General features: G+C 71.0%; 23 protein-coding genes and 1 tRNA gene. 9 read left to right on the forward strand and 15 right to left on the reverse strand.

Translation table 11 applies throughout. The annotated features are described in order from the left end of the window. Positions 1 to 91: 91 nt before the first annotated feature. From DDJ31_RS21055 to DDJ31_RS21065, 3 genes are all read right to left on the reverse strand, one after another. Positions 92 to 165 (reverse strand) — tRNA-Pro (locus tag DDJ31_RS21055). 48 nt (positions 166 to 213) lie between these two features. After that, complete coding sequence (locus DDJ31_RS21060; protein WP_127178770.1) at positions 214 to 984, reverse strand: Pr6Pr family membrane protein; 771 nt, start codon at positions 982 to 984, stop codon at positions 214 to 216. A 415-nt stretch (positions 985 to 1399) separates the two neighbouring features. Continuing rightward, positions 1400 to 2326, reverse strand: a complete 927-nt coding sequence (locus DDJ31_RS21065) for a metallophosphoesterase (RefSeq protein ID WP_127178769.1) — start codon at positions 2324 to 2326, stop codon at positions 1400 to 1402. 143 nt (positions 2327 to 2469) lie between these two features. On the opposite strand from DDJ31_RS21065, the gene DDJ31_RS21070 reads away from it, so the two are divergent. After that, positions 2470 to 2937, forward strand: coding sequence for a GatB/YqeY domain-containing protein (locus DDJ31_RS21070; RefSeq protein ID WP_127178768.1), 468 nt, complete (start codon positions 2470 to 2472; stop codon positions 2935 to 2937). A 274-nt stretch (positions 2938 to 3211) separates the two neighbouring features. Here the strand turns inward: DDJ31_RS21070 and DDJ31_RS21075 are convergent, their stop codons facing one another. The 3 genes from DDJ31_RS21075 to DDJ31_RS21085 form a co-directional block, all read right to left on the reverse strand. Further along, positions 3212 to 3514, reverse strand: coding sequence for a LuxR C-terminal-related transcriptional regulator (locus DDJ31_RS21075; protein WP_240678125.1), 303 nt, complete (start codon positions 3512 to 3514; stop codon positions 3212 to 3214). 165 nt (positions 3515 to 3679) lie between these two features. Then, positions 3680 to 4144: a hypothetical protein gene (locus DDJ31_RS21080; RefSeq protein ID WP_240678124.1), complete on the reverse strand. Its 465-nt coding sequence runs from the start codon at positions 4142 to 4144 to the stop codon at positions 3680 to 3682. Between the two features lie 393 nt (positions 4145 to 4537). Then, positions 4538 to 6880, reverse strand: coding sequence for a transglycosylase domain-containing protein (locus DDJ31_RS21085; RefSeq protein WP_127178766.1), 2343 nt, complete (start codon positions 6878 to 6880; stop codon positions 4538 to 4540). A 406-nt stretch (positions 6881 to 7286) separates the two neighbouring features. Between DDJ31_RS21085 and wblA the strand changes: the two genes are divergently transcribed. Next, entirely contained in the window at positions 7287 to 7625 is a 339-nt protein-coding gene (wblA, locus tag DDJ31_RS21090; protein WP_171481003.1) for a transcriptional regulator WblA, read from the forward strand. A gap of 39 nt (positions 7626 to 7664) precedes the next feature. Here wblA and DDJ31_RS21095 read toward each other — a convergent pair whose 3' ends face one another. Together DDJ31_RS21095 and DDJ31_RS21100 are read right to left on the reverse strand one after the other, a co-directional pair. Continuing rightward, the gene (locus tag DDJ31_RS21095; protein ID WP_127178764.1) at positions 7665 to 9119 is read right to left on the reverse strand and encodes an ArsA family ATPase; all 1455 of its coding nucleotides are present in this window, start codon (positions 9117 to 9119) and stop codon (positions 7665 to 7667) included. Then, a complete protein-coding gene (locus DDJ31_RS21100) occupies positions 9116 to 10093 on the reverse strand; it encodes an ArsA family ATPase (protein ID WP_127178763.1) in 978 nt (325 codons plus the stop codon). Before DDJ31_RS21100 ends, DDJ31_RS21095 begins: the two co-directional genes overlap by 4 nt. 129 nt (positions 10094 to 10222) lie before the next feature. Between DDJ31_RS21100 and DDJ31_RS21105 the strand changes: the two genes are divergently transcribed. The 4 genes from DDJ31_RS21105 to DDJ31_RS21120 all read left to right on the forward strand — a co-directional run bounded on the left by DDJ31_RS21105 (position 10223) and on the right by DDJ31_RS21120 (position 13012). Continuing rightward, positions 10223 to 10378: a DUF4177 domain-containing protein gene (locus DDJ31_RS21105; RefSeq protein WP_093836435.1), complete on the forward strand. Its 156-nt coding sequence runs from the start codon at positions 10223 to 10225 to the stop codon at positions 10376 to 10378. Next, positions 10375 to 10839 carry a RidA family protein gene (locus tag DDJ31_RS21110; protein WP_127178762.1) on the forward strand — a complete coding sequence of 155 codons (465 nt, stop codon included), beginning with the start codon at positions 10375 to 10377 and terminating at the stop codon, positions 10837 to 10839. Before DDJ31_RS21105 ends, DDJ31_RS21110 begins: the two co-directional genes overlap by 4 nt. A gap of 425 nt (positions 10840 to 11264) precedes the next feature. Further along, positions 11265 to 12185: an NUDIX hydrolase gene (locus tag DDJ31_RS21115; RefSeq protein ID WP_127178761.1), complete on the forward strand. Its 921-nt coding sequence runs from the start codon at positions 11265 to 11267 to the stop codon at positions 12183 to 12185. Beyond that, on the forward strand, positions 12182 to 13012 hold the full coding sequence (locus tag DDJ31_RS21120) for an MBL fold metallo-hydrolase (RefSeq protein ID WP_127178760.1): 831 nt from the start codon (positions 12182 to 12184) through the stop codon (positions 13010 to 13012). Before DDJ31_RS21115 ends, DDJ31_RS21120 begins: the two co-directional genes overlap by 4 nt. 83 nt (positions 13013 to 13095) lie before the next feature. Here DDJ31_RS21120 and DDJ31_RS21125 read toward each other — a convergent pair whose 3' ends face one another. Next, positions 13096 to 13911, reverse strand: a complete 816-nt coding sequence (locus tag DDJ31_RS21125) for a nucleotidyltransferase domain-containing protein (protein ID WP_431027583.1) — start codon at positions 13909 to 13911, stop codon at positions 13096 to 13098. A gap of 290 nt (positions 13912 to 14201) precedes the next feature. Beyond that, the gene (locus tag DDJ31_RS21130; RefSeq protein WP_093836439.1) at positions 14202 to 14876 is read right to left on the reverse strand and encodes a Crp/Fnr family transcriptional regulator; all 675 of its coding nucleotides are present in this window, start codon (positions 14874 to 14876) and stop codon (positions 14202 to 14204) included. A gap of 273 nt (positions 14877 to 15149) precedes the next feature. Here DDJ31_RS21130 and nth point away from each other — a divergent pair, with 273 nt between their 5' ends. The 3 genes from nth to DDJ31_RS21145 all read left to right on the forward strand — a co-directional run bounded on the left by nth (position 15150) and on the right by DDJ31_RS21145 (position 18300). Continuing rightward, complete coding sequence (gene nth / locus DDJ31_RS21135; protein ID WP_127178758.1) at positions 15150 to 16256, forward strand: endonuclease III; 1107 nt, start codon at positions 15150 to 15152, stop codon at positions 16254 to 16256. 100 nt (positions 16257 to 16356) lie between these two features. Next, positions 16357 to 17052 carry an NUDIX hydrolase gene (locus DDJ31_RS21140; RefSeq protein WP_127178757.1) on the forward strand — a complete coding sequence of 232 codons (696 nt, stop codon included), beginning with the start codon at positions 16357 to 16359 and terminating at the stop codon, positions 17050 to 17052. A gap of 48 nt (positions 17053 to 17100) precedes the next feature. Further along, a complete protein-coding gene (locus DDJ31_RS21145; RefSeq protein ID WP_127178756.1) occupies positions 17101 to 18300 on the forward strand; it encodes a MarP family serine protease in 1200 nt (399 codons plus the stop codon). A 102-nt stretch (positions 18301 to 18402) separates the two neighbouring features. On the opposite strand, the gene DDJ31_RS39265 is transcribed toward DDJ31_RS21145, so the two are convergent. From DDJ31_RS39265 to acs, 5 genes are all read right to left on the reverse strand, one after another. Further along, complete coding sequence (locus DDJ31_RS39265) at positions 18403 to 18585, reverse strand: hypothetical protein (RefSeq protein ID WP_127178755.1); 183 nt, start codon at positions 18583 to 18585, stop codon at positions 18403 to 18405. 127 nt (positions 18586 to 18712) lie between these two features. Then, positions 18713 to 19666 (reverse strand): alpha/beta fold hydrolase, encoded by a 954-nt coding sequence (locus tag DDJ31_RS21150; RefSeq protein WP_127178754.1) that lies wholly within the window; start codon positions 19664 to 19666, stop codon positions 18713 to 18715. Continuing rightward, entirely contained in the window at positions 19663 to 20157 is a 495-nt protein-coding gene (locus DDJ31_RS21155; protein WP_127178753.1) for a phage holin family protein, read from the reverse strand. The genes DDJ31_RS21150 and DDJ31_RS21155 overlap by 4 nt, the downstream gene beginning before the upstream one ends. Positions 20158 to 20197: 40 nt before the next feature. Continuing rightward, positions 20198 to 21676, reverse strand: a complete 1479-nt coding sequence (gene nhaA, locus DDJ31_RS21160; protein ID WP_127178752.1) for a Na+/H+ antiporter NhaA — start codon at positions 21674 to 21676, stop codon at positions 20198 to 20200. Positions 21677 to 21812: 136 nt separating this feature from the next. Next, positions 21813 to 23768, reverse strand: a complete 1956-nt coding sequence (acs, locus tag DDJ31_RS21165) for an acetate--CoA ligase (protein ID WP_127178751.1) — start codon at positions 23766 to 23768, stop codon at positions 21813 to 21815. Positions 23769 to 23958 lie beyond the last annotated feature (190 nt).

The following is a 23958-nucleotide window of genomic DNA, read 5'->3' on the forward strand; positions in this document are numbered from 1 at the left end:
TCAGGAAGCGATAGTCACGCAGTCAGACACACAACAACGCCAGAGGGCCCTCACCGATCCGGTGAGGGCCCTCTGATCTGCTACTTAACTGTCGGGGTGGCGGGATTTGAACCCACGACCTCTTCGTCCCGAACGAAGCGCGCTACCAAGCTGCGCCACACCCCGATGTCGCGGTGTCTCTCTGCGACGTCGTTTACTTTAGCCCACCGGTGGCTAGAGACGAAATCCGGTTTTGCCGCGGTGGCGCAGGGGCTTCGGGCGGGCGTGGTCGATGGCGATCAGCAGGACCGCGAGGGCGTAGAAGGCCAGCCCCAGGAGGAGGGCGTTGGCCAGGACGCTCTTGTATCCGTGCAGGTCGACGTCCAGGAACGGGTAGAGGTAGCGGCCCCGCGTCCCCGGCAGGATCAGCTCTCCTCGAGTGAGCGACACGATCAGGTACGCCAGCGGATACAGCATCCACGGCGCCGCCTGCCGGATCCGTAGCCGGCCCGGTGGGGTCAGCAGCAGCCAGTCCAGCGCCACCGCCACTGGCGTCACCGTGTGCAGGAGCTGGTTCGCCACGGTCGCCCACCCGGTCGAGCCCGTCGGTCCCGGTGTCATCGTGAACGGGATCGTGCCGTCCGCCAGCACCAGGTGGTACACGGCGCCCGCGATCACGACGTAGAGCAGCATCGCACCCGTCAGGGCCGACGGGAGTGGACGGCGTGCCGACCAGGCCCTGCGGGCCGCCGCCGCGAACACCAGCGCCAGCAGGATGTTCGACTGGACCTCGAAGTAGGTGAGCACCCGGACCGGACTGCCGAGCACCAGCTCGATCGTCACTCCCGCCACTGCCGCCAAGGCGATCAGCGCGCGGAAGACGGCGGCCAGGGGGCGTCGTACGGGCGCCATCACCGCGGACGCGGGAACCGGCAGGGGCAGCAGCGCGGGGATGCCCGGAACTGCGGGAATATCCGGGATGTCCCTCGGTATCGGGGCGGTCATGCCCTCACGCTAAGCAGGAGGGGTGAAATGGGCGATATGGGTGGGCTGTGTGGGTTACTCCGTGCCCCGGCTTCCCTGTGCCCTGGTTGCCTCGGGGCACACCCTTCCGGTGCTCCTGCCTTCGTGCGGCGGCTTCCTCGTGCCGCGACCTTTCGGTGCTCCGGCTCTGTGCCCAGGGCCCCCTGACCCCTTGACCCCCGGGCCGGGAGGCTGAGCCCGACAGACCCACGGACCCACGGACCCATGGAGCCCGGGCCTCTGAGCCGCTCGGGCCCCGCACTCCTGGACCCCGGGGGTTCAGGAACCTCTGTCCCCTCGGCGCCTGGGGCCCCTGCTCCAACCCCCAGATCGTGAGCCCGCCGGCCCCTGGGCCTCCGAGCCCCGGCCCCCAGCCCTCAGACCCCCGCCCCGCCCCCTACCCCCGCTCCACCAACGTCAGCAACGTCGCCTCCGGGGGGCATGCGAAGCGGACCGGGGTGTATCTGTTGGTGCCGCAGCCCGCCGACACGTGGAGGTACGCCGTTCGGCCCTCCGCGCTGTGCGACGACAGGCCCTTCACGCGGTCCGTGTCCAGGTCGCAGTTGGTGACCAGTGCGCCGTAGAAGGGGATGCACAGCTGCCCGCCGTGCGTGTGGCCGGCCAGCACCAGGGGATAGCCGTCGGACGTGAAGGAATCCAGGACCCGCAGGTACGGCGCGTGCACCACGCCCATCGAGAAGTCCGCCGCGCCGGACGGGCCGCCGGCCACCTGCGCGTACCGGTCCCGCTTGATGTGCGGGTCGTCGAGTCCCGTCAGCTCCAGCGACACACCCTCGATCTTCAGCGTCCCCCGGGTGTTCGTGAGGTTGAGCCAGCCCGCCGCGTCGAAACCGTCCCGCAGGTCCTCCCACGGGTTGTGGATCACGCCGGTGGCCGGCGGGTTGCCGTTCAGGCCGAAGCGGCCGTTCGATCGTTCCAGCAGGTAGCGGGCGGGATTGCGCAGCTTCGGCCCGTAGTAGTCGTTCGAACCGAAGACGTACGCGCCCGGGAACTCCATCAGCGGGCCGAGCGCGTCCAGGACCTCGGGGACGCCCTCCGGGTCCGACAGGTTGTCGCCGGTGTTGATCACGAAGTCGGGACGCAGCCCGGCCAGCGAACGCAGCCAGCGCTGCTTCTTGCGCTGGCCGCCGACCATGTGGATGTCGGAGACCTGGAGCACACGCAACGGGCGCATCCCGGTCGGCAGAACGGGGATCGTCACCCGCCTCAAGCGGAAGGAGCGGGCCTCGAAGCCCGCCGCGTACAACACACCGGCGGCGCCAGCCGCCGCGATGGACAGAGGTACTCCGTATCGCGCGCGCATCCTTCCATCGTGTCAGATCCACCGGATGAGCCACGCCCCAGCGCCCCTTGGACGTCGACGCCCCACCGACCGTCTGGTGCGTCCTGCCCGTCCCCTTTAAATGAAGGGGCACCCGCGGCGCGGCACCTGCGACAATCGGGGTCATGACCACCACGCTCAAGTCGAAGCTGCACGCAGACCTCAACGTCGCGATCAAGGAGCGTGACGAGCTCCGCTCCTCCACGCTCCGGCTGACGCTCACCGCGATCACCAAGGAGGAGGTCGCGGGCAAGGAGAAGCGCGAGCTCTCCGACGACGAGGTGCTGAAGGTGATCACCAAGGAGGCGAAGAAGCGCCGTGAGGCCGCCGAGGCCTTCGCCCAGGGCGGCCGTACCGAGCAGGCCGAGCGCGAGAAGGCGGAGGGCGAGCTGCTTGCCGAGTACCTGCCCAAGCCGCTCGGCGACGACGAGCTGGACGCGATCGTCGCCCAGGCCGTGGCGGAGGCCAGGTCGGCCGGTGCCGAGGGGCCGCGGGCCATGGGCGCCGTCATGAAGATCGTGAACCCGAAGGTGGCCGGCCTGGCGGAGGGCGGCCGGGTCGCCGCGGCGGTCAAGAAGCACCTCGCCGGCTGACCCGTTCTGGCCGGTTCTGACCTGCTCTGAACGGCTCCCGCCGGGGACCCGCCCCACCACAGGCCCGGCCCCGGCGGCGGGTCTCCGTCGACAGCGGTACGGCATCACCCCGCGAGACGCCACCGGCAGCCGACGCCATCCACTCCAAGTCGTCGTCGATACGACGGCGATACGACGGCGATGACGACCGACGGCACGGCGGCGCCCGCCGCTCCATCCTCAACCGGAGCCACGGCCAACGCCGTTGCTGCCGTTGCTGCCGCTGCCGTCGCCGTCAGCCTCGAATCGCCCTCGAATTGCCCCCCGTTGAGCCGCCCCCGTCGGATCGCACCGCCCCGCCCGCCCCCGCCTCCCCGCCGTCCAGCAACCCCAGTTCCTGCGCGCGGGCGCCCAGTGCCACTCTCCCGTTGGCCTGGAGGCGTTCCATCAGTCGCTGTACCTTGCGCTGGACCGTGCGGTGTCCCACGCCCAGGTGTCGGGCGACGGACGCGTCGTCCAGGCCCCGGTACAGCAGGTGCAGGATCCTCTGGTCGCTCGCTTCGAGCTGTGCCCGTCCCGTCTCGATTCCCGGCGTCAACTCGCCCTCCCCCGCGGTCTCTCACCTGTTCTTCACCCGACATCCTAGAAATCGGTTGCCGAAGCGAACAGGCAAATAAAGCTCGTCAAACGACAGCAAAGGGGCGGATGGGGTGACCGATCACGTCACCCCGTCCGCCCCTTGCGCGCTGCGGGCCCCGGTCGTCTAGTACCAGGCCGTGCACTGCTCGTTGCCCGACGGGTCCTCCACGCACGCCCTGACCTCGTACGTCGAGGGGTTGTAGTACATCGGAGTGCGGGTCACGTAGGTGTTGGCCGTGCCCGCCACCTTCGCCGTCCAGGCCGCCGCGCCGCCCTTCGTCGCGCCGAGACGCCAGTAGCAGGTGGAGTGGTCCTTGGTGCAACGCTGCACGTAGAGCGTCCAGTTGGACGCGCCCGAGCCGCTGATGTACTGCAGCCGCGTCCAGCCGTACTGGTCACCGTCCGTCTTGCCCCAACGCAGCTCGGAGTAGAAGGAGTTGCCGAGGTCCTTGCCGTAGGTGGTGACCGGGCCCGACTGCCAGGTCTGGATGTTCGGGTCGTGGCCGTCGCAGCCGAAGCCGGAGCAGGCGAGCGCGGTCGCACTGGCCGGGTTCGGGGCGGCCACGGCGAGTGCGAGGGAACTGAACAACGCGCCGAGCGTGACAGCGAATCGGGACCTGAGTCGCATTTCTTCTCCAAGGGCGGTGACGGCGAAAGCAAGAGCGGTGACAACGAAAAAAGGGGCTCCCCGGCGAAAGTGCCGGACGTGAATATGTCACGCCCTTCGCCGGGGGAATGCCCCTTCTCGTCATGCTGGCGCTTTTACGCCGAAAGCCCGCTCAGCTGCATGAATGACGGCAACCGCGACGGCAACCGCTGGGCTGCGGGGCCCCTGGCCGTTGGCCGTTGGCCGCTGGCCCCTGGGTCACTCGCGGGTCGGCCGCACCGGCCGCTCCGCGGAGGCGACCCCACCGACCCTTAACCCCACCGTCCCTCAACCCAGTCGACCCTCAACCTCGCCGACCTTCAACACCGCCGACCCTCAACCCCGCCTCCCCCCATGCCCGTTCCCATTTCCGTTGCCGTTGCCGTTGCCCTGGAAAAGGCCCTCCGGGAGGGAGAACGACGGGGTCGGGAAAGTGTTCCCGCCGTCCGTGCCGCCGCCGTTGTTGCCGCCGCCGTTGTCGTTGCCCCCGGTGCCGGTGCCGCCGGTGAGCAGGCCGCCGAGGAAGCCGCCGTTGTCGTCACCGTTGCCGCCGTTGTCACCGTTGTTGCCGTCGTCGTTCCCGCGGCCCTTGTTCCTGTCGCCGTCCGGGATGTTGACGAGGTTGAAGTCGGGCGCCGGCTTGCCCTGGAGGGCGCCGTTCATCATGTCGCGCCAGATCGGGCCCGGCACCTCGCCGCCGTACACCTTGTCGTAGCCGATGCCGCCGATGTTGATGCCGATCATGCGGCGCTTGTGGGTCGGGTCGCCGACCCAGACCGCGCCCGCCATGTTGGGCGTGTAGCCGACGAACCAGGCCGCGTAACGGTTGTCCGTGGTACCTGTCTTACCGGCGCTCGGCCGGCTGCCGAGACCCGCCTGCTGGCCGGTACCGTCCTCGACCACGCCCTTCAGGAGGGTGCTGACGGTGTCGGCGGTGGTCGGCGACATCGCCCGCGAGCAGGTCGACTTGGGCACCTGGAGGGACTTCTTCTGGCTGCCGACGGTCTGCGAGATCGACTCGATGGCGATCGGCGTGCAGTACATGCCGCGCGAGGCGAAGGTCGCGTACGCGTTCGCCATCGTCAACGGGGACATCTCCTGGGTGCCGAGCGCGATCGACGGCGCCTGGACGATCTTGTTGCCGTCCGCCCGGCTCACGCCCATCTTCTTGGCCAGCTCGACGACCGGGCAGATGCCGATGTCGCTGATCATCTGCACGTAGTAGGTGTTGACCGACTTCGCGGTCGCTTCCTTCATCGAGTACGGGCCGTGCTCCGACTCGTCCTCGTTGGTCAGCTTGGCCGGGTTGTTCGGGTCGTTGCGCCAGCTCTTGCCCGCGCAGATCGAGACCGGGCTCGGGTAGTCCATCTCGTAAGGCGACGAGTACGACTGGCTCGCCGGGGTGCCGCCCTCCAGGGCTGCGGCGGCCACGATCGGCTTGAACGTCGAACCGGGCTGGTAGCCGGCGCCGCCGCCCATGCTCTGGTTGACCGAGAGGTTGATCGTGGTCTGGTGGTCCTTGATGTCGATGCCGTACGGCCGCGACTGGCCCATCGCCAGGATCTTGCCGGTGCCCGGCTGCACGATGGTCGCCGCGGTCGCCACGTCGTCGCTCTTGTAGACGTGGCTCTTGATCGACTCCTGGGCCGACTCCTGCGCCTGCGGGTCCATCGTCGTACGGATCGTCAGACCGCCCTGGTTCCAGACCTTCGCGCGGGCCTCGGCGGTCTTGCCGAAGACCGGGTCGGTCAGGAACACCTGGCGCACGTAGTCGCAGAAGAACCCGGCGCCCTTGACGGCGGTGATGCAGCCGTTCTTCGGACGGCTCGGCTTCAGGCCGAGCGGCGCCTTCATCGCCTTGTCGGCCTCCGCCTTGGAGACGTCACCGACCTCCGTCATCCGCTGGAGGACGGTGTTGCGGCGCTTGGTGGCCTCCTCCTCGTCGTTGACCGGGTCGTACCGGCTCGGCGACTGGACGATGCCGGCCAGCAGCGCCGACTCCTGGAGGTTCAGGTCCTTGGCGTGCTTGGAGAAGTAGCGCTGGGCCGCGGCCTCGACGCCGTACGCCTGCTCACCGAAGAACGTGATGTTCAGGTAGTTCTCGAGGATCTTCTTCTTGCCCAGCTCCTCCTCGACCTGGATCGCGAACTTCAGCTCCTTGATCTTCCGGCCGAGGGTCTGCTGGGTGGCCTGCGCGACCTTCGTCGGGTCGTCGCCCGCCTCCTCCACGAAGACGTTCTTCACGTACTGCTGGGTGAGCGTCGAGGCGCCCTGGGCGACCCCGCTGCTCTGCACGTTCTTGTTGAGGGCGCGCAGCACGCCCTTCATGTCGACCGCGCCGTGCTGGTAGAAGCGCGAGTCCTCGATCGCGACGATCGCCTTCTGCACGTACGGCGACATGTCCTTCAGCGACACCACGGTCCGGTCGCGCGAGTAGACGGTGGCGATCTGGCCGCCGTCCGCGTCGAGGATCGTGGTGCGCTGGCTCAACGGCGGGGTCTTGAGGTTGGCGGGCAGCTCGTCGAAGCTCTCCACCGACCCCTTGGCCGCGAGCCCGAGCGCGCCGAAGGCGGGCAGGGCGATACCGGCGAGGACGGCACCGGCGAGCACACTGACACCGAGGAACTTGGCGGCCTGCTGCGTGGGAGACAGACCACCGCCCGAACGCTTCTTTGGCATGGGGGCAGCCTACGTTCTCATTCGCCGGACACGCGTATATGCCTTGGCCTAAGCTGCTCTCAACTGTCACAGAAGTAGGACCACGTATCCATACGTCCGGCGACCCCGAATCGTTCCGGGCGTACCTCATTTTCTGGGGAAGGCGTGTCCGAATCCGCCTTGTGTGTCACCTGACGTCCGTTGCGACTCATGAGAAACGTCCCGGTATGCCGGGATGATCACGCATGTCGCCAGCTCACTCCCCCGGGTGATCTGCCGCTTACCCATAGTCCGTTCGGGCCATTCAAGATTGGGCCCGACGGGGGTGTTGCCGTGTCCCCGGCTTCCGTAACGTCCTCAACTGGCGGCGGTGAATATGCCGCTGCCGCCGTGGGGGAGCCTCGATTCGGGAGAGGACGGCGCCGGTATGGGCTGGGTAAGCGACTGGAGTGCGCAGGCCGCCTGCCGCACTACCGATCCGGATGAACTGTTCGTTCAAGGAGCGGCGCAGAACAGGGCCAAGGCAGTGTGCACCGGATGTCCGGTACGCACCGAGTGCCTGGCCGACGCGCTGGACAACCGCGTCGAGTTCGGCGTGTGGGGAGGCATGACGGAGCGGGAACGCCGCGCGTTGCTGCGCCGGCGGCCCACGGTGACCTCGTGGCGTCGACTCCTGGAGACGGCGCGTACGGAGTACGAGCGCGGCGCGGGCATCATCGCCCTCGACGACGACGAGATCTACGAGAACTACGCGGCGGTCGGCTGAGGTCACCCCTCGGACCGGCCACCCACCACAGCTCCCGGCTCAGCCGTCGGCGGCGTCGAACCGCTCCGACCGGTTGGCCGCGAGCCGGTCACCGATGTCCCGCAGCCCCGCGAGGTCGTGCACATCACCGGGGAGCGCGGCCACTTCCGCCACGGCCACCTCGGGGTGGCGGGCGGTGAAGCGGCCACGCGTGCGCAGCTCGCGGGAGAGCAGCCGCATCCGCTCGGCGTGCAGCCTCAGCAGCCCTGCGGTGAGCCGGTCGACACCCTGGCCCGCATCGTCGTCCACGGGGTGCGTGGAACCGGCGGACGGTTCTGATCTGGTGGAGGGGTCCGAACCGGCGGCGGAGTCTGAACCGGCGGTGGAGTCCGAACCGGCGGACGGTCCTGGTCCGGTGGAGGGGTCCGAACCGGCGGCGGAGTCTGAACCGTCGTACGGATCGGGACCGTTATCGGGAGCATTATCGGGAGCGTTACGAAGTCCAGCTTTCCCGTCGTCCTGATCCACAATGCCGGACTCCACAAGATTTTCCGCGGCGGCGAGCGCCCGCTCGGCCGACAGCCGGTCGGCGCCACTGCCGTGCACGCGGTTGAGCACCAGACCGGCGAACGGCATGCGCTCGGCGGCCAGCCGCTCCACGAAGTACGCGGCCTCCCGCAGCGCGTCCCGCTCCGGGGCCGCGACCACGAGGAACGCCGTGCCGGGCGCCTGGAGCAGCTTGTAGGTGGCGTCGGCGCGGGTGCGGAAGCCGCCGAACATCGAGTCCATCGCCGCGATGAACGTCTGCACGTCCTTCAGCAACTGCCCGCCGAGCACCTTGCCGAGCGCGCCGGTCATCATCGACATCCCGACGTTCAGGAACTTCATCCCGGCCCGGCCGCCGACCTTCGCGGGCGCGAGCAGCACCCGGATCAACTTGCCGTCCAGGAACGACCCGAGCCGCTTGGGCGCGTCCAGGAAGTCGAGCGCCGAGCGGGACGGCGGTGTGTCGACGACGATCAGGTCCCACGCGTCGCGGGCCCGCAGCTGCCCCAGCTTCTCCATCGCCATGTACTCCTGCGTGCCCGCGAAGCCCGCCGAGAGCGACTGGTAGAAGGGGTTCGACAGGATCGCCGCGGCCCGCTCCTGATCCGCGTGCGCCTCGACGATCTCGTCGAACGTGCGCTTCATGTCGAGCATCATGGCGTGCAGTTCGCCGCCGGCCGTGTCGTCGATGCCCTTCACCCGGCGCGGGATGTTGTCCAGCGAGTCGATGCCCATGGACTGCGCGAGTCTGCGGGCCGGGTCGATGGTCAGGACGACCACCTTGCGGCCCCGCTCCGCCGCCCGCAGCCCCAGCGCCGCCGCCGTCGTCGTCTTGCCGACCCCGCCCGAGCCGCAGCAGACCACGATCCGCGTCTGGGGGTCGTCGATCAGCGGATCGACGTCGAGCACGCGCGCGGGGGCGATACGGTGGCGCGCGCTGTCGTCGGGTTGCGCCGGCTGTGGACTCATGACTTCCCCTGGTTGCGCAGCTCGGTGGCGAGTTCGTACAGGCCCGCGAGGTCCAACCCCTCGGCGAGCAGCGGCAGTTCGCGCAGCGGAAGACCCAGCTCGGCCAGGGCCGCGCGCTGCTCGTGCTCCAGCGCGTGCCGCTCCGCGTACTCGGCCGCCTGTTCGAGGAGCGGGTCCACCAGCTGCTCCGCCTTGCCGCCGCGCCTGGCCCCGCCGAGACCCGCGGCGGAGAGCGCCTGGGCGACGGCGGTGCGCGGCACCTCCCGTACGAGTTCCAGGTCTGCCGCGTCCAACACCTGCGGGCGGACCATGTTCACGATGATCTCGCCCACCGGCAGCCGCGCGGCCCGCAGCTCGGCGATGCCGTCGGAGGTCTCCTGGACGGGCATCTCCTCCAGCAGCGTCACCAGGTGCACGGCCGTCTCGGGCGACTTCAGCACCCGCATCACGGCCTGCGCCTGATTGTGTATCGGGCCGATCTTCGCGAGGCCCGCCACCTCGTCGTTCACGTTCAGGAAGCGGGTGACGCGGCCGGTCGGGGGCGCGTCCATCACGACGTAGTCGTAGACGAACCGTCCGCCTCTGTCCTTGCGCCTGACCGCCTCGCACGCCTTGCCGGTCAGCAGGACGTCCCGCACGCCCGGCGCGATGGTGGTCGCGAAGTCGATCGCGCCGAGCTTCTTCAGGGCCCGCCCCGCGCTGCCCAGCTTGTAGAACATCTGGAGGTAGTCGAGGAGCGCCAGCTCGGGGTCGATGGCGAGCGCGAACACCTCCCCGCCCCCCGGCGCGACGGCGATCTTCCTCTCCTCATAAGGCAACGCCTCCGTCTCGAATAGCTGCGCGATGCCCTGGCGGCCCTCGACCTCGACGAGAAGCGTCCGCTTCCCCTCCGTCGCGAGAGCCAACGCGAGAGCCGCGGCGACCGTGGTCTTTCCGGTCCCGCCCTTGCCGCTGACGACCTGGAGCCTGCTCACGCCTTCGAGCCTAACCAGTCCGTGTGCCAACCACGCGTCAGGCTGTGGATAACCTCCCCGCGGGCGCTGCCCCGGCCCGCGGGGACAGCGGCGCCCGAGCCCTCGCCGGCAGCGGCTAGAGTCGCCCGTATGACCAAGTGGGAATACTCGACCGTGCCGCTGCTCGTCCACGCCACGAAGCAGATCCTGGACACCTGGGGCGAGGACGGCTGGGAGCTGGTGCAGGTCGTGCCCGGCCCCAACCCCGAGCAGTTGGTGGCCTACCTGAAGCGGGCCAAGGCGTGAGCGCCGTCGAGGAGCGGCTCGTCGAGCTGGGGCTGACCCTGCCCGACGTGGTGCCGCCGCTGGCGTCCTACCAGCCGGCCGTGCGCTCCGGCGGCTATGTGTACACCTCGGGCCAGCTGCCCATGGTGGACGGCAAACTGCCCGTCACCGGGAAGGTCGGCGCCGAGGTCACCGCCGAGGAGGCCAAGGACCTCGCCCGTGTCTGCGCGCTGAACGCGCTGGCCGCCGTCAAGTCCGTGGCCGGCGACCTGGACCGCGTCGCGCGCGTGGTGAAGGTCGTGGGCTTCGTCGCCTCCGCCGCCGACTTCACCGGCCAGCCGGGTGTCGTCAACGGCGCGAGCGAACTGCTCGGCGAGGTCCTCGGCGAGAAGGGCGTGCACGCGCGCAGCGCGGTGGGCGTCGCGGTGCTGCCGCTGGACGCGCCGGTCGAGATCGAGATCCAGGTGGAACTGGTTCCGTAACGGAGCCGACCGCGTCGACGGAGCCGACCGCGTCGACGGAGCCGACCGCGTCGACGGAGCCGACCGTGTCGACGGGCCGCGGCCGTGAACGGGTCGCGGCCGTGGGCTGGGCCGGGCCGCGGCCATGGGCTGGGCCGGAACCGACCCAGCGCCCTGGACAGGGCGGCGCCCGCCCGTGCCACCGGCAGGACCGCGCCCGCACGCGCCGCGGACAGGGCCACAACCGGCACCGGACCCGCGTCGGACCCGTACCGGACCCGCGTCGGACCCGTACCGGACCCGCGTCGGACCCGTACCGGACCCGCGCCGGACTCGCACCGGAGACGGCGCGGGAACCCGTCGGGGAGAAGGGCGCGGCGGCTGCTCAGGTCGCCCCGCTCCTGCCACCTCTCGAACATTCGCGCGCCACGGGATAGCCTCCGCCCATGGCGAATGGGCAGTGGTTCCCGCAGGACTGGCCGGAACGTATCCGCGCGCTCGCGCGGGGCACGCTCACCCCGGTCGTCCCCAAGCGGGCCGCCACCGTCATGCTCCTCAAGGACGCCGGCCAGGCCGCCACCGACCCGGCCGCCGGACCCGCCGTCCACATGCTGCGCAGACGCGCCTCCATGGCCTTCGCCGGAGGCGCGTACGCGTATCCGGGCGGCGGCGTCGACCCGCGCGACGAGGAGCGCGGCATCCGCTGGGCGGGCCCCACGCGCGCGTGGTGGGCGCGACGGCTCGACGTCGACGAGGTCGCCGCCCAGGCGATCGTCTGCGCCGCCGTGCGCGAGACGTACGAGGAGGCCGGCGTCCTGCTCGCGGGGGAGACCCCCGACACCGTGGTCGGCGACACCACCGGCGCCGGCTGGGAGGAGGACCGCGCGGCCCTGGTCGACCGGGAGCTGTCCTTCGCGGAGTTCCTCGACCGGCGCGGGCTGGTGCTCCGCTCGGACCTGCTGGGCGCCTGGACCCGCTGGATCACCCCGGAGTTCGAGTCCCGCCGCTACGACACGTTCTTCTTCGTGGCCGCCCTCCCGCCCGGACAGCGCACCCGCAACGCCTCCACGGAGGCCGACCGCACCGTGTGGATCCGCCCCGAGGAGGCCGCCGCCGGGTACGAGCGCGGCGAGCTGCTGATGATGCCGCCCACCATCGCCACCCTGCGCCAGCTGATCCCCTACGGCTGTGCGGCCGACGCCCTCGCCGCGGCGCCCGCCCGCGACCTCACGCCGGTCCTCGCGCGGGCACGCATCGAAGACGCGGCCGGCGGCGCGGGCGGCGGCATCGTGCTGACCTGGCCGGGACACGACGAGTTCACCCGGCGCATCCCGACCGACCTGCCCACCGGTGGAGCCTCCGCATGACCGACGCAAGCGCCCTTCCCGGCCGGCCCCGCGGCACAGTCCTCTCGGGGCCCGCCACCGCGCGCGCGGTCAACGTCCTGGCGCCGAACCCGTCGCCGATGACCCTGGACGGCACCAACACCTGGCTGCTCGCCGAGCCGGACTCCGACCTCGCCGTCGTCGTCGACCCCGGCCCGCTGGACGAGGGCCACCTGCGGGCCGTCCTGGACACCGCGGAGCGGGCCGGCCGGCGGGTCGCGCTCACCCTGCTCACCCACGGCCACCCCGACCACGCGGAGGGCGCCGCCCGCTTCGCCGAACTGACCGGCACGAAGGTGCGGGCCCTCGACCCGGCGCTGCGGCTCGGGGACGAGGGACTCGCCGCCGGGGACGTGGTCACCGTCGGCGGCCTCGAACTGCGGGTCGTGCCCACCCCCGGCCACACCTCGGACTCCCTCTGCTTCCACCTCCCGGCCGACGGCGCGGTCCTCACCGGCGACACCGTCCTCGGGCGCGGCACGACGGTCGTGGCGCACCCGGACGGCCGTCTGGGCGACTACCTGGACTCGCTGCGCAGGCTGCGCTCCCTCACGGTCGACGACGGCGTCCACACCGTCCTGCCGGGCCACGGGCCCGTCCTGGAGGACGCCCAGGGCGTCGTGGAGTTCTACCTCGCCCACCGCGCGCACCGGCTCGCCCAGGTGGAGACGGCGGTCGAGGACGGCCACGGCAGCCCGGCGGAGGTCGTCGCGCACGTCTACGCGGACGTCGACCGCGCCCTGTGGCCCGCGGCGGAACTGTCGGTACGGGCCCAACTGGACTACCTGCGCGAGCACGGCATCATCTAGGGCCCGTCGCCCGTCGCCCGTCGCCCGTCGCCCGTCGCCCGTCGCCCGTCGCCCGTCGCCCGTCGCCCGTCAGCCGTCAGCCGTCAGGACGGACCCTGGGGTGTCCCGGTTCCGTGCACGCGCGCGTACTCGGCGGCGAGCCAGGGGCCGAGGTCGTCGACGTAGTGCCGCAGCACGGCGGGATCGCCGTCCGGCTCGGCGCCGAGCAGGGCCGCCGCGCGCATCTCCCCGGCCCGGTCCTCGTAGTACGTCCCAAAGACCTCGGCCATCTCGGAGAGGTCGCTCGTCCAGCCGTTCCAGCGGGGCATGACGAGCGTGAACCCGGTGCGCACCAGACGGCGGGACAGGGACCGCACCAGGGCCCGTCGCGCCCGGTCCGTGTCCTCGGGTTCCTCGGGCTTCCCGGATTTCCCGGGCTCCCCTGTCTCCCCGGTGGCCGCGGCGGTTTCGAGGGCCTCGACGCGGCTCCGCCAGCCCGGCAGCAGGGTCGCCAGGTCGCTGTTGGTCCCGCGGGCCAGGCGGCTGTCGGGGCGGTAGCGCGGAAGGTACTCGGCGAGGTCGTCGCCGAGCAGCGGCGTGCACAGGCAGGCCACGAACCAGCCGAGGTCGTACGTCTCGTCGTCGCTCAGCAGCCGCGCCCTGCTGTGGACGAGCGTGTCGACGCCGTCGACCTGCGGGAACTCCCGGTCGACGGCCGCGTCCACGGCACGCGCGGTCTCCCGGTCGGCGTCCGTGGGCTCCTCGCGCAGGGCGACGAGCAGATCCAGGTCGGAGCGGCCCACGCGGGCGGTGCCGCGCGGCACCGAGCCGTACAGGTAGGCGCTGTGCAGCCGGGTCCCGAAGGCGTCCAGGATCCGGTCCCGCGCGCTCGCGACGGCCGGCCTGAACGCGTCCGGCACGCGCGCGAGGGAGCCCTCACGGGCGATGTACCCCTGGGCGTCGAGCCCTCTGACGCCCCCTCGGACGCCTTCCGGGGCGCCACGCCGGGCATCGAGCCCTCCGGAGGGGGCCCTTTCGGCCGGGGGCCGCGGTGATTCAGCCATGGGGCCACTCTGCCAAGCCGGGCCCGCCCGGCGCCCGCGGGGCGGGTCCGGGCGAGTTCCCGGACACGATCCGGGGTGATCAGGTGGTGGTGATCAAGTGATCAGGTGATCGAGTGATCAGGGGCGCGGGTCAGCGAGTCAGCTGGTCAGCGGGAGCGCTTGGCGAGCCGCTCCACGTCGAGCAGGATCACGGCCCGCGCCTCCAGGCGCAGCCAGCCGCGCTGTGCGAAGTCGGCCAGCGCCTTGTTCACCGTCTCGCGGGAGGCGCCGACCAGCTGGGCCAGCTCCTCCTGGGTGAGGTCGTGGACGACGTGGATGCCCTCCTCGGACTGCACACCGAACCGGCGCGACAGGTCGAGCAGGGCGCGCGCGACCCGGCCGGGCACGTCGGAGAAGACCAGGTCGGACATCTGGTCGTTGGTCTTGCGCAGCCGCCGGGCGACGGCGCGCAGCAGGGCGCCCGCGACCTCGGGGCGAACGTTGAGCCAGGGCTGGAGGTCGCCGTGGCCGAGGCCGAGCAGCTTCACCTCGGTCAGCGCGGTGGCGGTCGCGGTGCGCGGGCCCGGGTCGAACAGCGACAGCTCGCCGATCAGCTCGCCGGGACCGACGACGGCGAGCATGTTCTCGCGGCCGTCGGGGGACGTGCGGTGCAGCTTCACCTTGCCCTCGGTGACGACGTAGAGCCGGTCACCGGGGTCGCCCTCGTGGAAAAGCGAGTCGCCACGCGCGAGGGTCACCTCACTCATGGAGGCGCGGAGATCCGCGGCCTGCTCGTCGTCGAGCGCCGCGAAAAGCGGGTTGCGCCGCAGAACGTCGTCCACGAGTACTCTCCTTGTCGTCCTGCTCAGGGGATGTTTTCCCCCACTTGCCAAGGGACCGTGCTCCTTATTTTGCCGGACGGTCCAAACAGTGTGATCTGTCACAAGGATGCCGCACTGGTGTGCTGAGGTACGCGGCAGGGGTCCAATCGGGGTCCGATCTCCCGGCTCAGGAGCGGATGTCAGTGCCGGGCTCTAGGCTGGCCGGGTGTCCAAATCGCGGTGAGAGCACAGGCCAAGGGGGCTGCGCGGGTGGTTGTACGTCGTGATTCCGCCGTGGGCGAACAAGCGCCCGACGGAGGAAGGAAACCGGCAAAAGCAGCAAGGACGGCGGCGGCCGGGAAGGGGCCCGCCGAGGAGAAGCCGACGGCCGGGAAGGCGCCCGTCAAGAAGACGGCGTCGGCCGAGAAGACACCGGCCGAGAAGCCCGCGGCCAAGACGGCGGCGGCCAAGAAGCCCGCTGCTAACGCGGCGTCGGCCGAGAAGCCCGCTGCCGAGAAGACCGCCGTCAAGAAGGCACCGGCGAAGAAGTCCGCCGTCAAGAAGGCGGCTCCGGCGCGGAAGGCGGTCGCGGAGGCGGCGCCCGCGGCAGCCGTCGCGCCCCCCGGCGGCGAGTCGCACGCCGCGCTGGTGCGCCGGGCCCGGCGGATCGACCGCGAGCTGGCCGAGGTCTACCCGTACGCCCACCCCGAGCTGGACTTCGAGAACCCCTTCCAACTGGTCGTCGCCACCGTCCTGTCCGCGCAGACGACCGACCTGAGGGTCAACCAGACCACCCCGGCGCTGTTCGCCAAGTACCCCACCCCCGAGGACCTGGCCGCCGCCGTCCCGGAGGAGGTCGAGGAGATCCTCCGGCCCACCGGGTTCTTCCGGGCGAAGACGAAGTCCGTCATAGGGCTGTCCAAGGCCCTCGCCGAGCAGTTCGGCGGTGAGGTGCCCGGCCGCCTCGAAGACCTCGTCAAGTTGCCCGGCGTCGGCCGCAAGACCGCGTTCGTCGTGCTCGGCAACGCCTTCGGGCGGCCCGGCATCACCGTGGACACGCACTTCCAGCGGCTGGTGCGGCGCTGGCAGTGGACGGCCGAGACCGAGCCCGACAAGATCGAGGCCGCCGTCGGCGCGCTGTTCCCCAAGAGCGACTGGACGATGCTCTCGCACCACGTGATCTTCCACGGCCGCCGCATCTGCCACGCCCGCAAGCCCGCCTGCGGCGCCTGCCCCATCGCCCCGCTCTGCCCGGCCTACGGCGAGGGCGAGACGGACCCCGAGAAGGCGAAGAAGCTGCTCAAGTACGAGAAGGGCGGCTTCCCCGGCCAGCGCCTCAACCCGCCGCAGTCCTACCTCGACGCGGGCGGCAGGCCGGCCCCGCCGGCGGCGGCCGGATGACGGCACGGGCTGCACGGCGAACAGCGGAGCGACCGGCGGCCGGGCCGGCGGAGCGATCGGGGGGCGGTCACGCGTGGGACACGTCGGAACGGGGGCGGCGATGAGGCGGGCGGGTCACGCACGGGCCGGATCGGCGGAGATCAGCAGGGACGGCCTGCCCGACTGGCTCGACCCGGTGGTGCGGGCCGCCGACACGGTCGAGCCGGCGCAGCTCAGCCGCTTCCTGCCGCCCGAGGACGGAGCGGGCAGGCAGTCGGCGGTGCTGATCCTCTTCGGCGACGGAGCGCGCGGCCCCGAACTGCTCCTCATGGAGCGTTCCAGCTCGCTGCGCTCGCACGCGGGCCAACCCTCCTTCCCCGGCGGCTCCCTCGACCCCGAGGACGGCGATCCCGGGGCGGACGGGCCGCTGTGGGCCGCGCTGCGCGAGGCCGAGGAGGAGACCGGCCTCGACCCGTCGGGCGTCCAGATCTTCGGTGTGCTGCCCCGCCTCTACATCCCCGTCAGCGGCTTCGTGGTGACGCCGGTGCTCGGCTGGTGGCGGACCCCGAGCCCGGTCGGCGTGGTCGATCCGGCCGAGACGGCACGGGTGTTCACGGTTCCCGTGGCGGATCTCACGGATCCGGCCAACCGTGCGACGGCCGAGCACCCCAGCGGCCACCGAGGCCCGGCATTCCTGGTCGAATCGGCCCTGGTGTGGGGCTTCACGGCCGGAATCATCGACCGTCTGCTGCACTACGCGGGCTGGGAGAGGCCCTGGGACCACACGAAGCGGGTGCCACTCGACTGGCGGTCGTGACAGGGTGTCTGCCGTGCTCTGTTCGGTGGCGAGGCGAGGCAAATAGCGGTGAACGTGCTGGACATCCTGTTGCTGCTCGCCGCTGTGTGGTTCGCGGTCGTCGGCTACCGGCAGGGATTCGTGGTCGGCATCCTGTCGGTGACCGGTTTCCTGGGCGGCGGCCTCGTGGCCGTGTACCTCCTCCCGGTCCTCTGGGACGTGCTGACGGACGGCGCGGAGGTGAGCACGACCGCCGCCGTCGCCGCGGTCGTCATCGTCATCGTCTGCGCCTCCGTCGGCCAGGCCCTGACCACCCACCTCGGCAACAAGCTGCGCCGCTACATCACCTGGTCCCCGGCGCGCGCGCTGGACGCGACCGGCGGCGCCCTGGTCAACGTGGTGGCGATGCTGCTCGTCGCCTGGCTGATCGGCTCCGCACTCGCCGGGACGACGCTGCCGACGCTCGGCAAGGAGGTGCGCAGCTCCAAGGTGCTCCTCGGGGTCTCCCGGGCGCTGCCCACCCAGGCCGACAACTGGTTCGCCGACTTCTCCTCGGTCCTCGCCCAGAACGGCTTCCCGCAGGTCTTCAGCCCGTTCTCCAACGAGCCCATCACCGACGTCCAGCCGCCCGACCCGGCCCTGGCCGGCAGCAAGGTGGCCGCCGCCGCGAAGAACTCCATTGTCAAGGTGACCGGCACCGCGCAGAGCTGCGGCAAGGTCCTCGAAGGCTCCGGGTTCGTCTTCGCCGACCGGCGCGTGATGACCAACGCGCACGTGGTCGGCGGGGTCGACGAGCCCGTCGTCCAGATCGGCGGTGAGGGCCGGCGCTACGACGCGAGGGTCGTCCTCTACGACTGGCGCCGCGACATCGCCGTCCTCGACGTGCCCGATCTGGACGCGCCCGCGCTGAAGTTCGCGTCGTCGGACGCGCGCAGCAGCGACAGCGCGATCGTGGCCGGCTTCCCGGAGAACGGCGCGTACGACGTCCGCTCGGCCCGGGTGCGCGGCCGGGTGATGGCCAACGGCCCCGACATCTACCACCGCGGCACCGTGCGCCGCGACGTGTACTCGCTGTACGCGATGGTCCGTCAGGGCAACTCGGGCGGCCCGCTGCTCACCCCGGAAGGACGGGTGTACGGCGTGGTCTTCGCCAAGTCCCGGGACGACGCCGACACCGGATACGCCCTGACCGCGGACGAGATCCAGGACGACATCACCCAGGGGCGCACGGCGAACCAGCAGGTGGACAGCGACAGCTGCGCACTCTGACCTCGCTGACGGGTCGGTGGGTGAAGGTCCGACGGCCCCTTGACGGGCCGTCGGACGGGGTGCGCGGGCCGCCGGCGGACCCTTCTGAGGATCCTCGGCGGGTCAGCCGCGCGGGTGGCGCAGCCGTACCGAGACCCAGCGGGCCCGGCGGCGCAGAATGCGCGGAATCCCCACGCGCGGATCGGTCTCCGTCGCCTGCGGGGAGCCGTCTCGTTGGTGGGGGCTCAGGCCGCCCACTGTGCGGCGATTGCGTGCTACGTCACTGTAGTCGTGCGTCCAGCCCATACCCGGACGTCTGCCCCCGGCCCAAGGTCGATAACCTCCCCGCGGGGCCCCAATTGGCCTATGCACGAGGCAAGCCGTGTCCGTGGAACAGGTGTTCAGATCCGGATAGCGGGCGGGTCCCGGCCGGTCAGCGGTCGGGCTCCGGGTCTTTCAGCCAGTTGACCAGTTCGGTGGAGAAGGCGACCGGGTCCTCCTCGTGCGGGAAGTGCCCGAGCCCGTCGAACAGCCGCCAGCGGTACGGCGCTTCGACGTACTCTCCCGACCCGGCCGCGCTGCGGATGCGCATCACCGGGTCGAGCGAGCCGTGCAGATGGAGCGTCGGCACCCGCAGCGGCCGCTTCATCCGCCGGTTGAACTGGATGCCGTCGGGACGCGCCATCGACCGCACCATCCAGCGGTACGGCTCGATCGCGCAGTGCGCGGTCGACGGGATGCACATGGCCCGGCGGTAGACGTCCACCGTCTCCTCGTCGGGCAGCCGCGGGCCCGACCAGTCCCGGATCAGCTTCCCGACCAGTTCGCCGCCGTCCGCGGTCAGCTGCCGCTCGGGGATCCAGGGCCGCTGGAACCCCCAGATGTATGAACCGGCGCTCGACTGCTTGACGTCCGAGACCATCGCCGAGCGCCAGCGCCGCGGATGCGGCATGGACGCGACCGCCAGCCGGCGCACCAGCTTGGGCCGCATCACGGCCGCCGTCCAGGCCAGATAGCCGCCCAGGTCGTGTCCGACGAGGGCGGCGTCCGGCTCGCCGAGGGAGCGGATCACGCCGGTGATGTCGAGCGCCAGGTTGGCCGGGTCGTAGCCGCGCGGGGTGCGGTCGCTGCCGCCCACGCCCCGCAGGTCCATGGCGACGGCCCGGAAGCCGGCGTCGGCGAGCGCGCCGAGCTGGTGCCGCCAGCTCCACCAGAACTGCGGGAAGCCGTGCAGCAGCAGGACCAGGGGGCCGTCGCCCAGCTCCGCGATGTGGAAGCGGGCGCCGTTGGCGGCGACATCGCGGTGGGTCACCCTGGTTCCGTCGGGAAGGGTGTCCGGCCGGACGACCGAGGAGGGCTGCGCCGAAGGTGTGGCGGGGTCGGTCATGAGGACGAGCGTGCCACAGCCTCGATGGCGGTGGGGGACCGGTCCTCGATGACCAGGGTCTCCGGGCGCGGGTGCGGCTTCGCGTTCTGCAGCACGCCGGCCGTCTCCTTCACGGACGCGGCCACCTTCTGCGGGCCCTTGCCCTTCTTCGCCTTCTTGAAGAAGGCGAAGGCGATCAGCCCGAGCACGAGCGCGATCAGGACGTTCGCCCCGAAGGACGTCAGGAAGCAGAGCGCCAGGTTCCACTTGGTCCAGGTGCGGATGCCGTAGGCCAGCGCGAAGTTGAGCATCGGCAGGGAGAACACCAGCACGAGGAGGGCGGCCATGGCCACGACGGTGCCCAGCCCGCCGCGCTTGACGTCCTGCTTCAGCTGCGCCTTGGCCAGCGCGATCTCGTCGTGCACCAGCGCCGACATCTCGGTCGTCGCCGAGGCGAACAGCTGGCCGATGCTGCGTTCGGCGCCGACCGGGCTGCTGTCGGGTGAGCTCATCGCCGTCTCCCTCGTATCTCTTTTGTACCGTCCCGTCAGATCATGCCGGACGGTCGTCCCGATCGCCTGCCCCGCCCGCCACTTCCGCACTCCCGTGGCGCGCGGCGGCGGCGGTCTCCTCGGCGAGCCTGCGGTGCTCGGCGGCCTTGTGTTCGAGCAGCTCCGCCATCCGCAGGTGGTACGCCGGGTCGTCCTGCTCGTAGATGTCGGGGATGCCGTCGAGGTCCTCGTCGCGCTCCTCCGCCTCGCACATCCGGCGGTACTTGGCGTTGCGGATCTTCAGCAGCACGGTCGCCAGCAGGGCCGCGATCAGCGAGCCGGTCAGGACGGCGGCCTTGACCTCGTCGGTCAGCGCCGCGTCGCCCGCGAAGGCCAGTTCGCCGATGAGCAGCGACACGGTGAAGCCGATCCCGGCGAGGGTGGCCACCGCGAAGACGTCCGCCCACTCGAGGTCGTCGCTGAGCGAGGCCCGGGTGAAACGGGCCGTCAGCCAGGTGCCGCCGAAGATGCCGACCGCCTTGCCGACGACGAGGCCCAGCACCACGCCGAGCGTCTCCGGCCGGGTGAAGACGTCGCCCAGCGCACCGCCCGAGAGCGTCACCCCGGCGCTGAACAGCGCGAACAGCGGCACGGCGAGCCCCGCCGACAGGGGGCGCACCAGGTGTTCGACGTGTTCGCCCGGGGAGTGCGGCTCACCCTCCCGGGTGGTGCAGCGCAGCATCAGGCCCATGGCGACGCCCGCGATGGTGGCGTGGACGCCGCTGTTGTACATCAGCCCCCAGATGACCAGCGCGAGCGGCACGTACACGTACCAGCCGCGCACGCCCTTCCTGAGCAGCAGCCAGAAGACGGCCAGCCCGACCACCGCGCCCGCCAGCGCCACGAGGTTGATGCTGCTGGTGAAGAAGACCGCGATGATCAGGATCGCGAAGAGGTCGTCGACGACGGCGAGGGTGAGCAGGAAGGCGCGCAGAGCGCTCGGCAGCGAGGTGCCGATGACCGCGAGCACCGCGAGCGCGAACGCGATGTCGGTCGCGGTGGGCACCGCCCAGCCGCCGAGCCCGCCGCCGCCGACGGCGTTGGTGAGGGCGTAGACGATCGCCGGCACGGCCATCCCGCACAGCGCCGCGACCACCGGCAGCGCCGCCGCCTTCGGGTCGCGCAGATCACCGGCGACCAGTTCGCGCTTGAGTTCGACGCCGGCGACGAAGAAGAAGACGGCGAGCAGCCCGTCGGCCGCCCAGTGCGCCACGGACAGGTGCAGGCCGAGCGCCGAGGGCCCGAAGTGGAAGTCGCTGACGCGCAGATAGCTGCCGCCGAGTGCCGGGATGTTCGCCCAGATCAGCGCGGCGACCGCGGCGCAGAGCAGGAGGACTCCGCCGACCGTCTCGGTGCGCAGCGCGTCGGCCACATAGGTCCGCTCGGGCAGCGAGAGCCGGCCGAGGAACCTGCGGGCGGGGGTGGGGCGGGGCGTTGGCACGGTGGGGGGCCTCCGGTCGGTGGGCAGCACTGAACGCATGCCGACCAGACTTCCCGGCGCACCTTTTCCCTCACTTTACCCAACGTGCCGCCGGAGTGGTCAGGTGATCCCACAGTAAGGACGAAAGGGGCACCCGGCGCGTTCGGCCGGGTGCCCCTGGTACGCCTGCCGGTGCTCAGTCGTCGCTGGACGAGGCGGGCAGCTTCGCCTGGATGAAGTCCATCACCGTCGAGTCGGTCAGCGTGGTGACGTCACCGAGCTGCCGGTTCTCCGCGACGTCCCGCAGCAGTCGGCGCATGATCTTCCCGGAGCGGGTCTTGGGCAGCTCCGCCACCGGCAGGATCCGCTTCGGCTTGGCGATCGGGCCGAGCGCCGAGCCGACGTGGTCGCGCAGCCGCCCGACCAGCGCCTCGTCCTCGAGCGCGGTGCCGCGCAGGATCACGAACGCCACGATGGCCTGGCCGGTCGTCTCGTCCGCCGCGCCCACCACGGCCGCCTCGGCGACCGACGGGTGCGAGACGAGCGCGGACTCCACCTCGGTGGTGGAGATGTTGTGGCCCGAGACGAGCATGACGTCGTCGACCCGGCCCAGCAGCCAGATGTCGCCGTCGTCGTCCTTCTTGGCGCCGTCGCCCGCGAAGTACTTGCCCTCGAAGCGCGCCCAGTAGGTGTCGAGGAACCGCTGGTCGTCGCCCCAGATGGTGCGCAGCATCGACGGCCACGGCTCGGTCAGGACCAGATAGCCTCCGCCGCCGTCGGGCACCTCCCGCGCCTCGTCGTCGACGACCGTCGCGGAGATGCCGGGCAGCGGCGTCTGCGCGGAACCGGGCTTGGTCGCGGTGACGCCGGGCAGCGGCGAGATCATCATCGCGCCGGTCTCGGTCTGCCACCAGGTGTCGACGATCGGCGTGCGGTCGGCGCCGATGTGCTTGCGGTACCAGACCCACGCCTCGGGGTTGATCGGCTCGCCCACCGAGCCCAGCACCCGCAGGCTCGACAGGTCGAACTTGGCGGGGATGTCGTCGCCCCACTTCATGAACGTGCGGATCGCGGTCGGCGCCGTGTACAGGATCGTCACCCCGTACTTCTGCACGATCTCCCAGAACCGGCCCTGGTGCGGGGTGTCCGGGGTGCCCTCGTACATCACCTGGGTGGCGCCGTTCGCCAGCGGCCCGTAGACGATGTACGAGTGCCCGGTGACCCAGCCGACGTCGGCCGTGCACCAGTAGACGTCCGTCTCCGGCTTGAGGTCGAAGACCGCGTGGTGCGTGTACGACGTCTGGGTGAGGTAGCCGCCCGAGGTGTGCAGGATGCCCTTCGGCTTCCCCGTCGTACCGGAGGTGTAGAGGATGAACAGCGGGTGCTCCGCGTCGAACGCCTCCGGGGTGTGCTCGGTCGACTGCCGCTCGACGACCTCGTGCCACCACACGTCCCGGGTGTCGTCCCAGGCCACGTCCTGGCCGGTGCGGCGGACCACGAGGACGTGCTCGACGATGCCCGCCTTGGCGGCGGCCTCGTCGACGGCCGGCTTCAGGGCCGACGGCTTGCCGCGCCGGTAGCCGCCGTCGGAGGTGATGACGACCCTGGCGTCGGCGTCCTGGATACGGGTCGCCAGCGCGTCGGCCGAGAAGCCGCCGAACACCACGGAGTGCGCGGCGCCGATCCGGGCACAGGCCAGCATCGCGATCGCCGTCTCCGGGATCATCGGCATGTAGACGGCGACCCGGTCGCCCTTGCGCACGCCCAGCTCGGTCAGTGCGTTGGCCGCCTTGGAGACCTCGTCCTTCAGTTCGGCGTAGGTGATCGCGCGGCTGTCGCCGGGCTCGCCCTCGAAGTGGATGGCGACCCGGTCACCGTGTCCGGCCTCCACATGGCGGTCGACGCAGTTGTACGCGACGTTCAGCTCGCCGTCCTTGAACCACTTGGCGAACGGCGGGTTCGACCAGTCAAGCGTCTCGGTCGGCTCCTTGGCCCAGGTCAGCCTGCGCGCCTGCGCGGCCCAGAACCCGAGCCGGTCAGCCTTGGCCTGCTCGTACGCCTCTGCCGTGACGTTGGCGTGTGCGGCCAGGTCAGCGGGCGGCGCGAAGCGACGCTCCTCCTTCAAGAGGTTGGCCAGGCTTTCGTTGCTCACGACATCTCCCTTTCCCAGGGTGTCCGTTGTGTCCCAGGCCACAGCTCATCAGACCCAGGGGTCCGCTGACAAGGGTCGACCTCACATTGGTTTAGACCTGTTCGAATGCAGGTCCACACCTGGTCAACCCGCTCATGGGTACTCACGGACCCCACCAGGAACCAGTTCAGCCGCGCGGCACCTTCCTCGC

The sequence above is a fragment of the Streptomyces griseoviridis genome (assembly GCF_005222485.1).
Taxonomy (GTDB): Bacteria; Actinomycetota; Actinomycetes; order Streptomycetales; family Streptomycetaceae; genus Streptomyces; species Streptomyces hintoniae.

What these genes read in the sequence shown, in the direction of transcription:
- DDJ31_RS21060 (WP_127178770.1), bottom strand. Translation starts at nt 984, where the DNA reads ATGACCGCCCCGATACCGAGGGACATCCCGGATATTCCCGCAGTTCCG.
- DDJ31_RS21065 (WP_127178769.1), bottom strand. Translation starts at nt 2,326, where the DNA reads ATGCGCGCGCGATACGGAGTACCTCTGTCCATCGCGGCGGCTGGCGCC.
- DDJ31_RS21070 (WP_127178768.1), top strand. Translation starts at nt 2,470, where the DNA reads ATGACCACCACGCTCAAGTCGAAGCTGCACGCAGACCTCAACGTCGCG.
- DDJ31_RS21085 (WP_127178766.1), bottom strand. Translation starts at nt 6,880, where the DNA reads ATGCCAAAGAAGCGTTCGGGCGGTGGTCTGTCTCCCACGCAGCAGGCC.
- wblA (WP_171481003.1), top strand. Translation starts at nt 7,287, where the DNA reads ATGGGCTGGGTAAGCGACTGGAGTGCGCAGGCCGCCTGCCGCACTACC.
- DDJ31_RS21095 (WP_127178764.1), bottom strand. Translation starts at nt 9,119, where the DNA reads ATGAGTCCACAGCCGGCGCAACCCGACGACAGCGCGCGCCACCGTATC.
- DDJ31_RS21105 (WP_093836435.1), top strand. Translation starts at nt 10,223, where the DNA reads ATGACCAAGTGGGAATACTCGACCGTGCCGCTGCTCGTCCACGCCACG.
- DDJ31_RS21115 (WP_127178761.1), top strand. Translation starts at nt 11,265, where the DNA reads ATGGCGAATGGGCAGTGGTTCCCGCAGGACTGGCCGGAACGTATCCGC.
- DDJ31_RS21120 (WP_127178760.1), top strand. Translation starts at nt 12,182, where the DNA reads ATGACCGACGCAAGCGCCCTTCCCGGCCGGCCCCGCGGCACAGTCCTC.
- DDJ31_RS21140 (WP_127178757.1), top strand. Translation starts at nt 16,357, where the DNA reads ATGAGGCGGGCGGGTCACGCACGGGCCGGATCGGCGGAGATCAGCAGG.
- DDJ31_RS39265 (WP_127178755.1), bottom strand. Translation starts at nt 18,585, where the DNA reads ATGGGCTGGACGCACGACTACAGTGACGTAGCACGCAATCGCCGCACA.
- DDJ31_RS21150 (WP_127178754.1), bottom strand. Translation starts at nt 19,666, where the DNA reads ATGACCGACCCCGCCACACCTTCGGCGCAGCCCTCCTCGGTCGTCCGG.
- DDJ31_RS21155 (WP_127178753.1), bottom strand. Translation starts at nt 20,157, where the DNA reads ATGAGCTCACCCGACAGCAGCCCGGTCGGCGCCGAACGCAGCATCGGC.
- nhaA (WP_127178752.1), bottom strand. Translation starts at nt 21,676, where the DNA reads ATGCGTTCAGTGCTGCCCACCGACCGGAGGCCCCCCACCGTGCCAACG.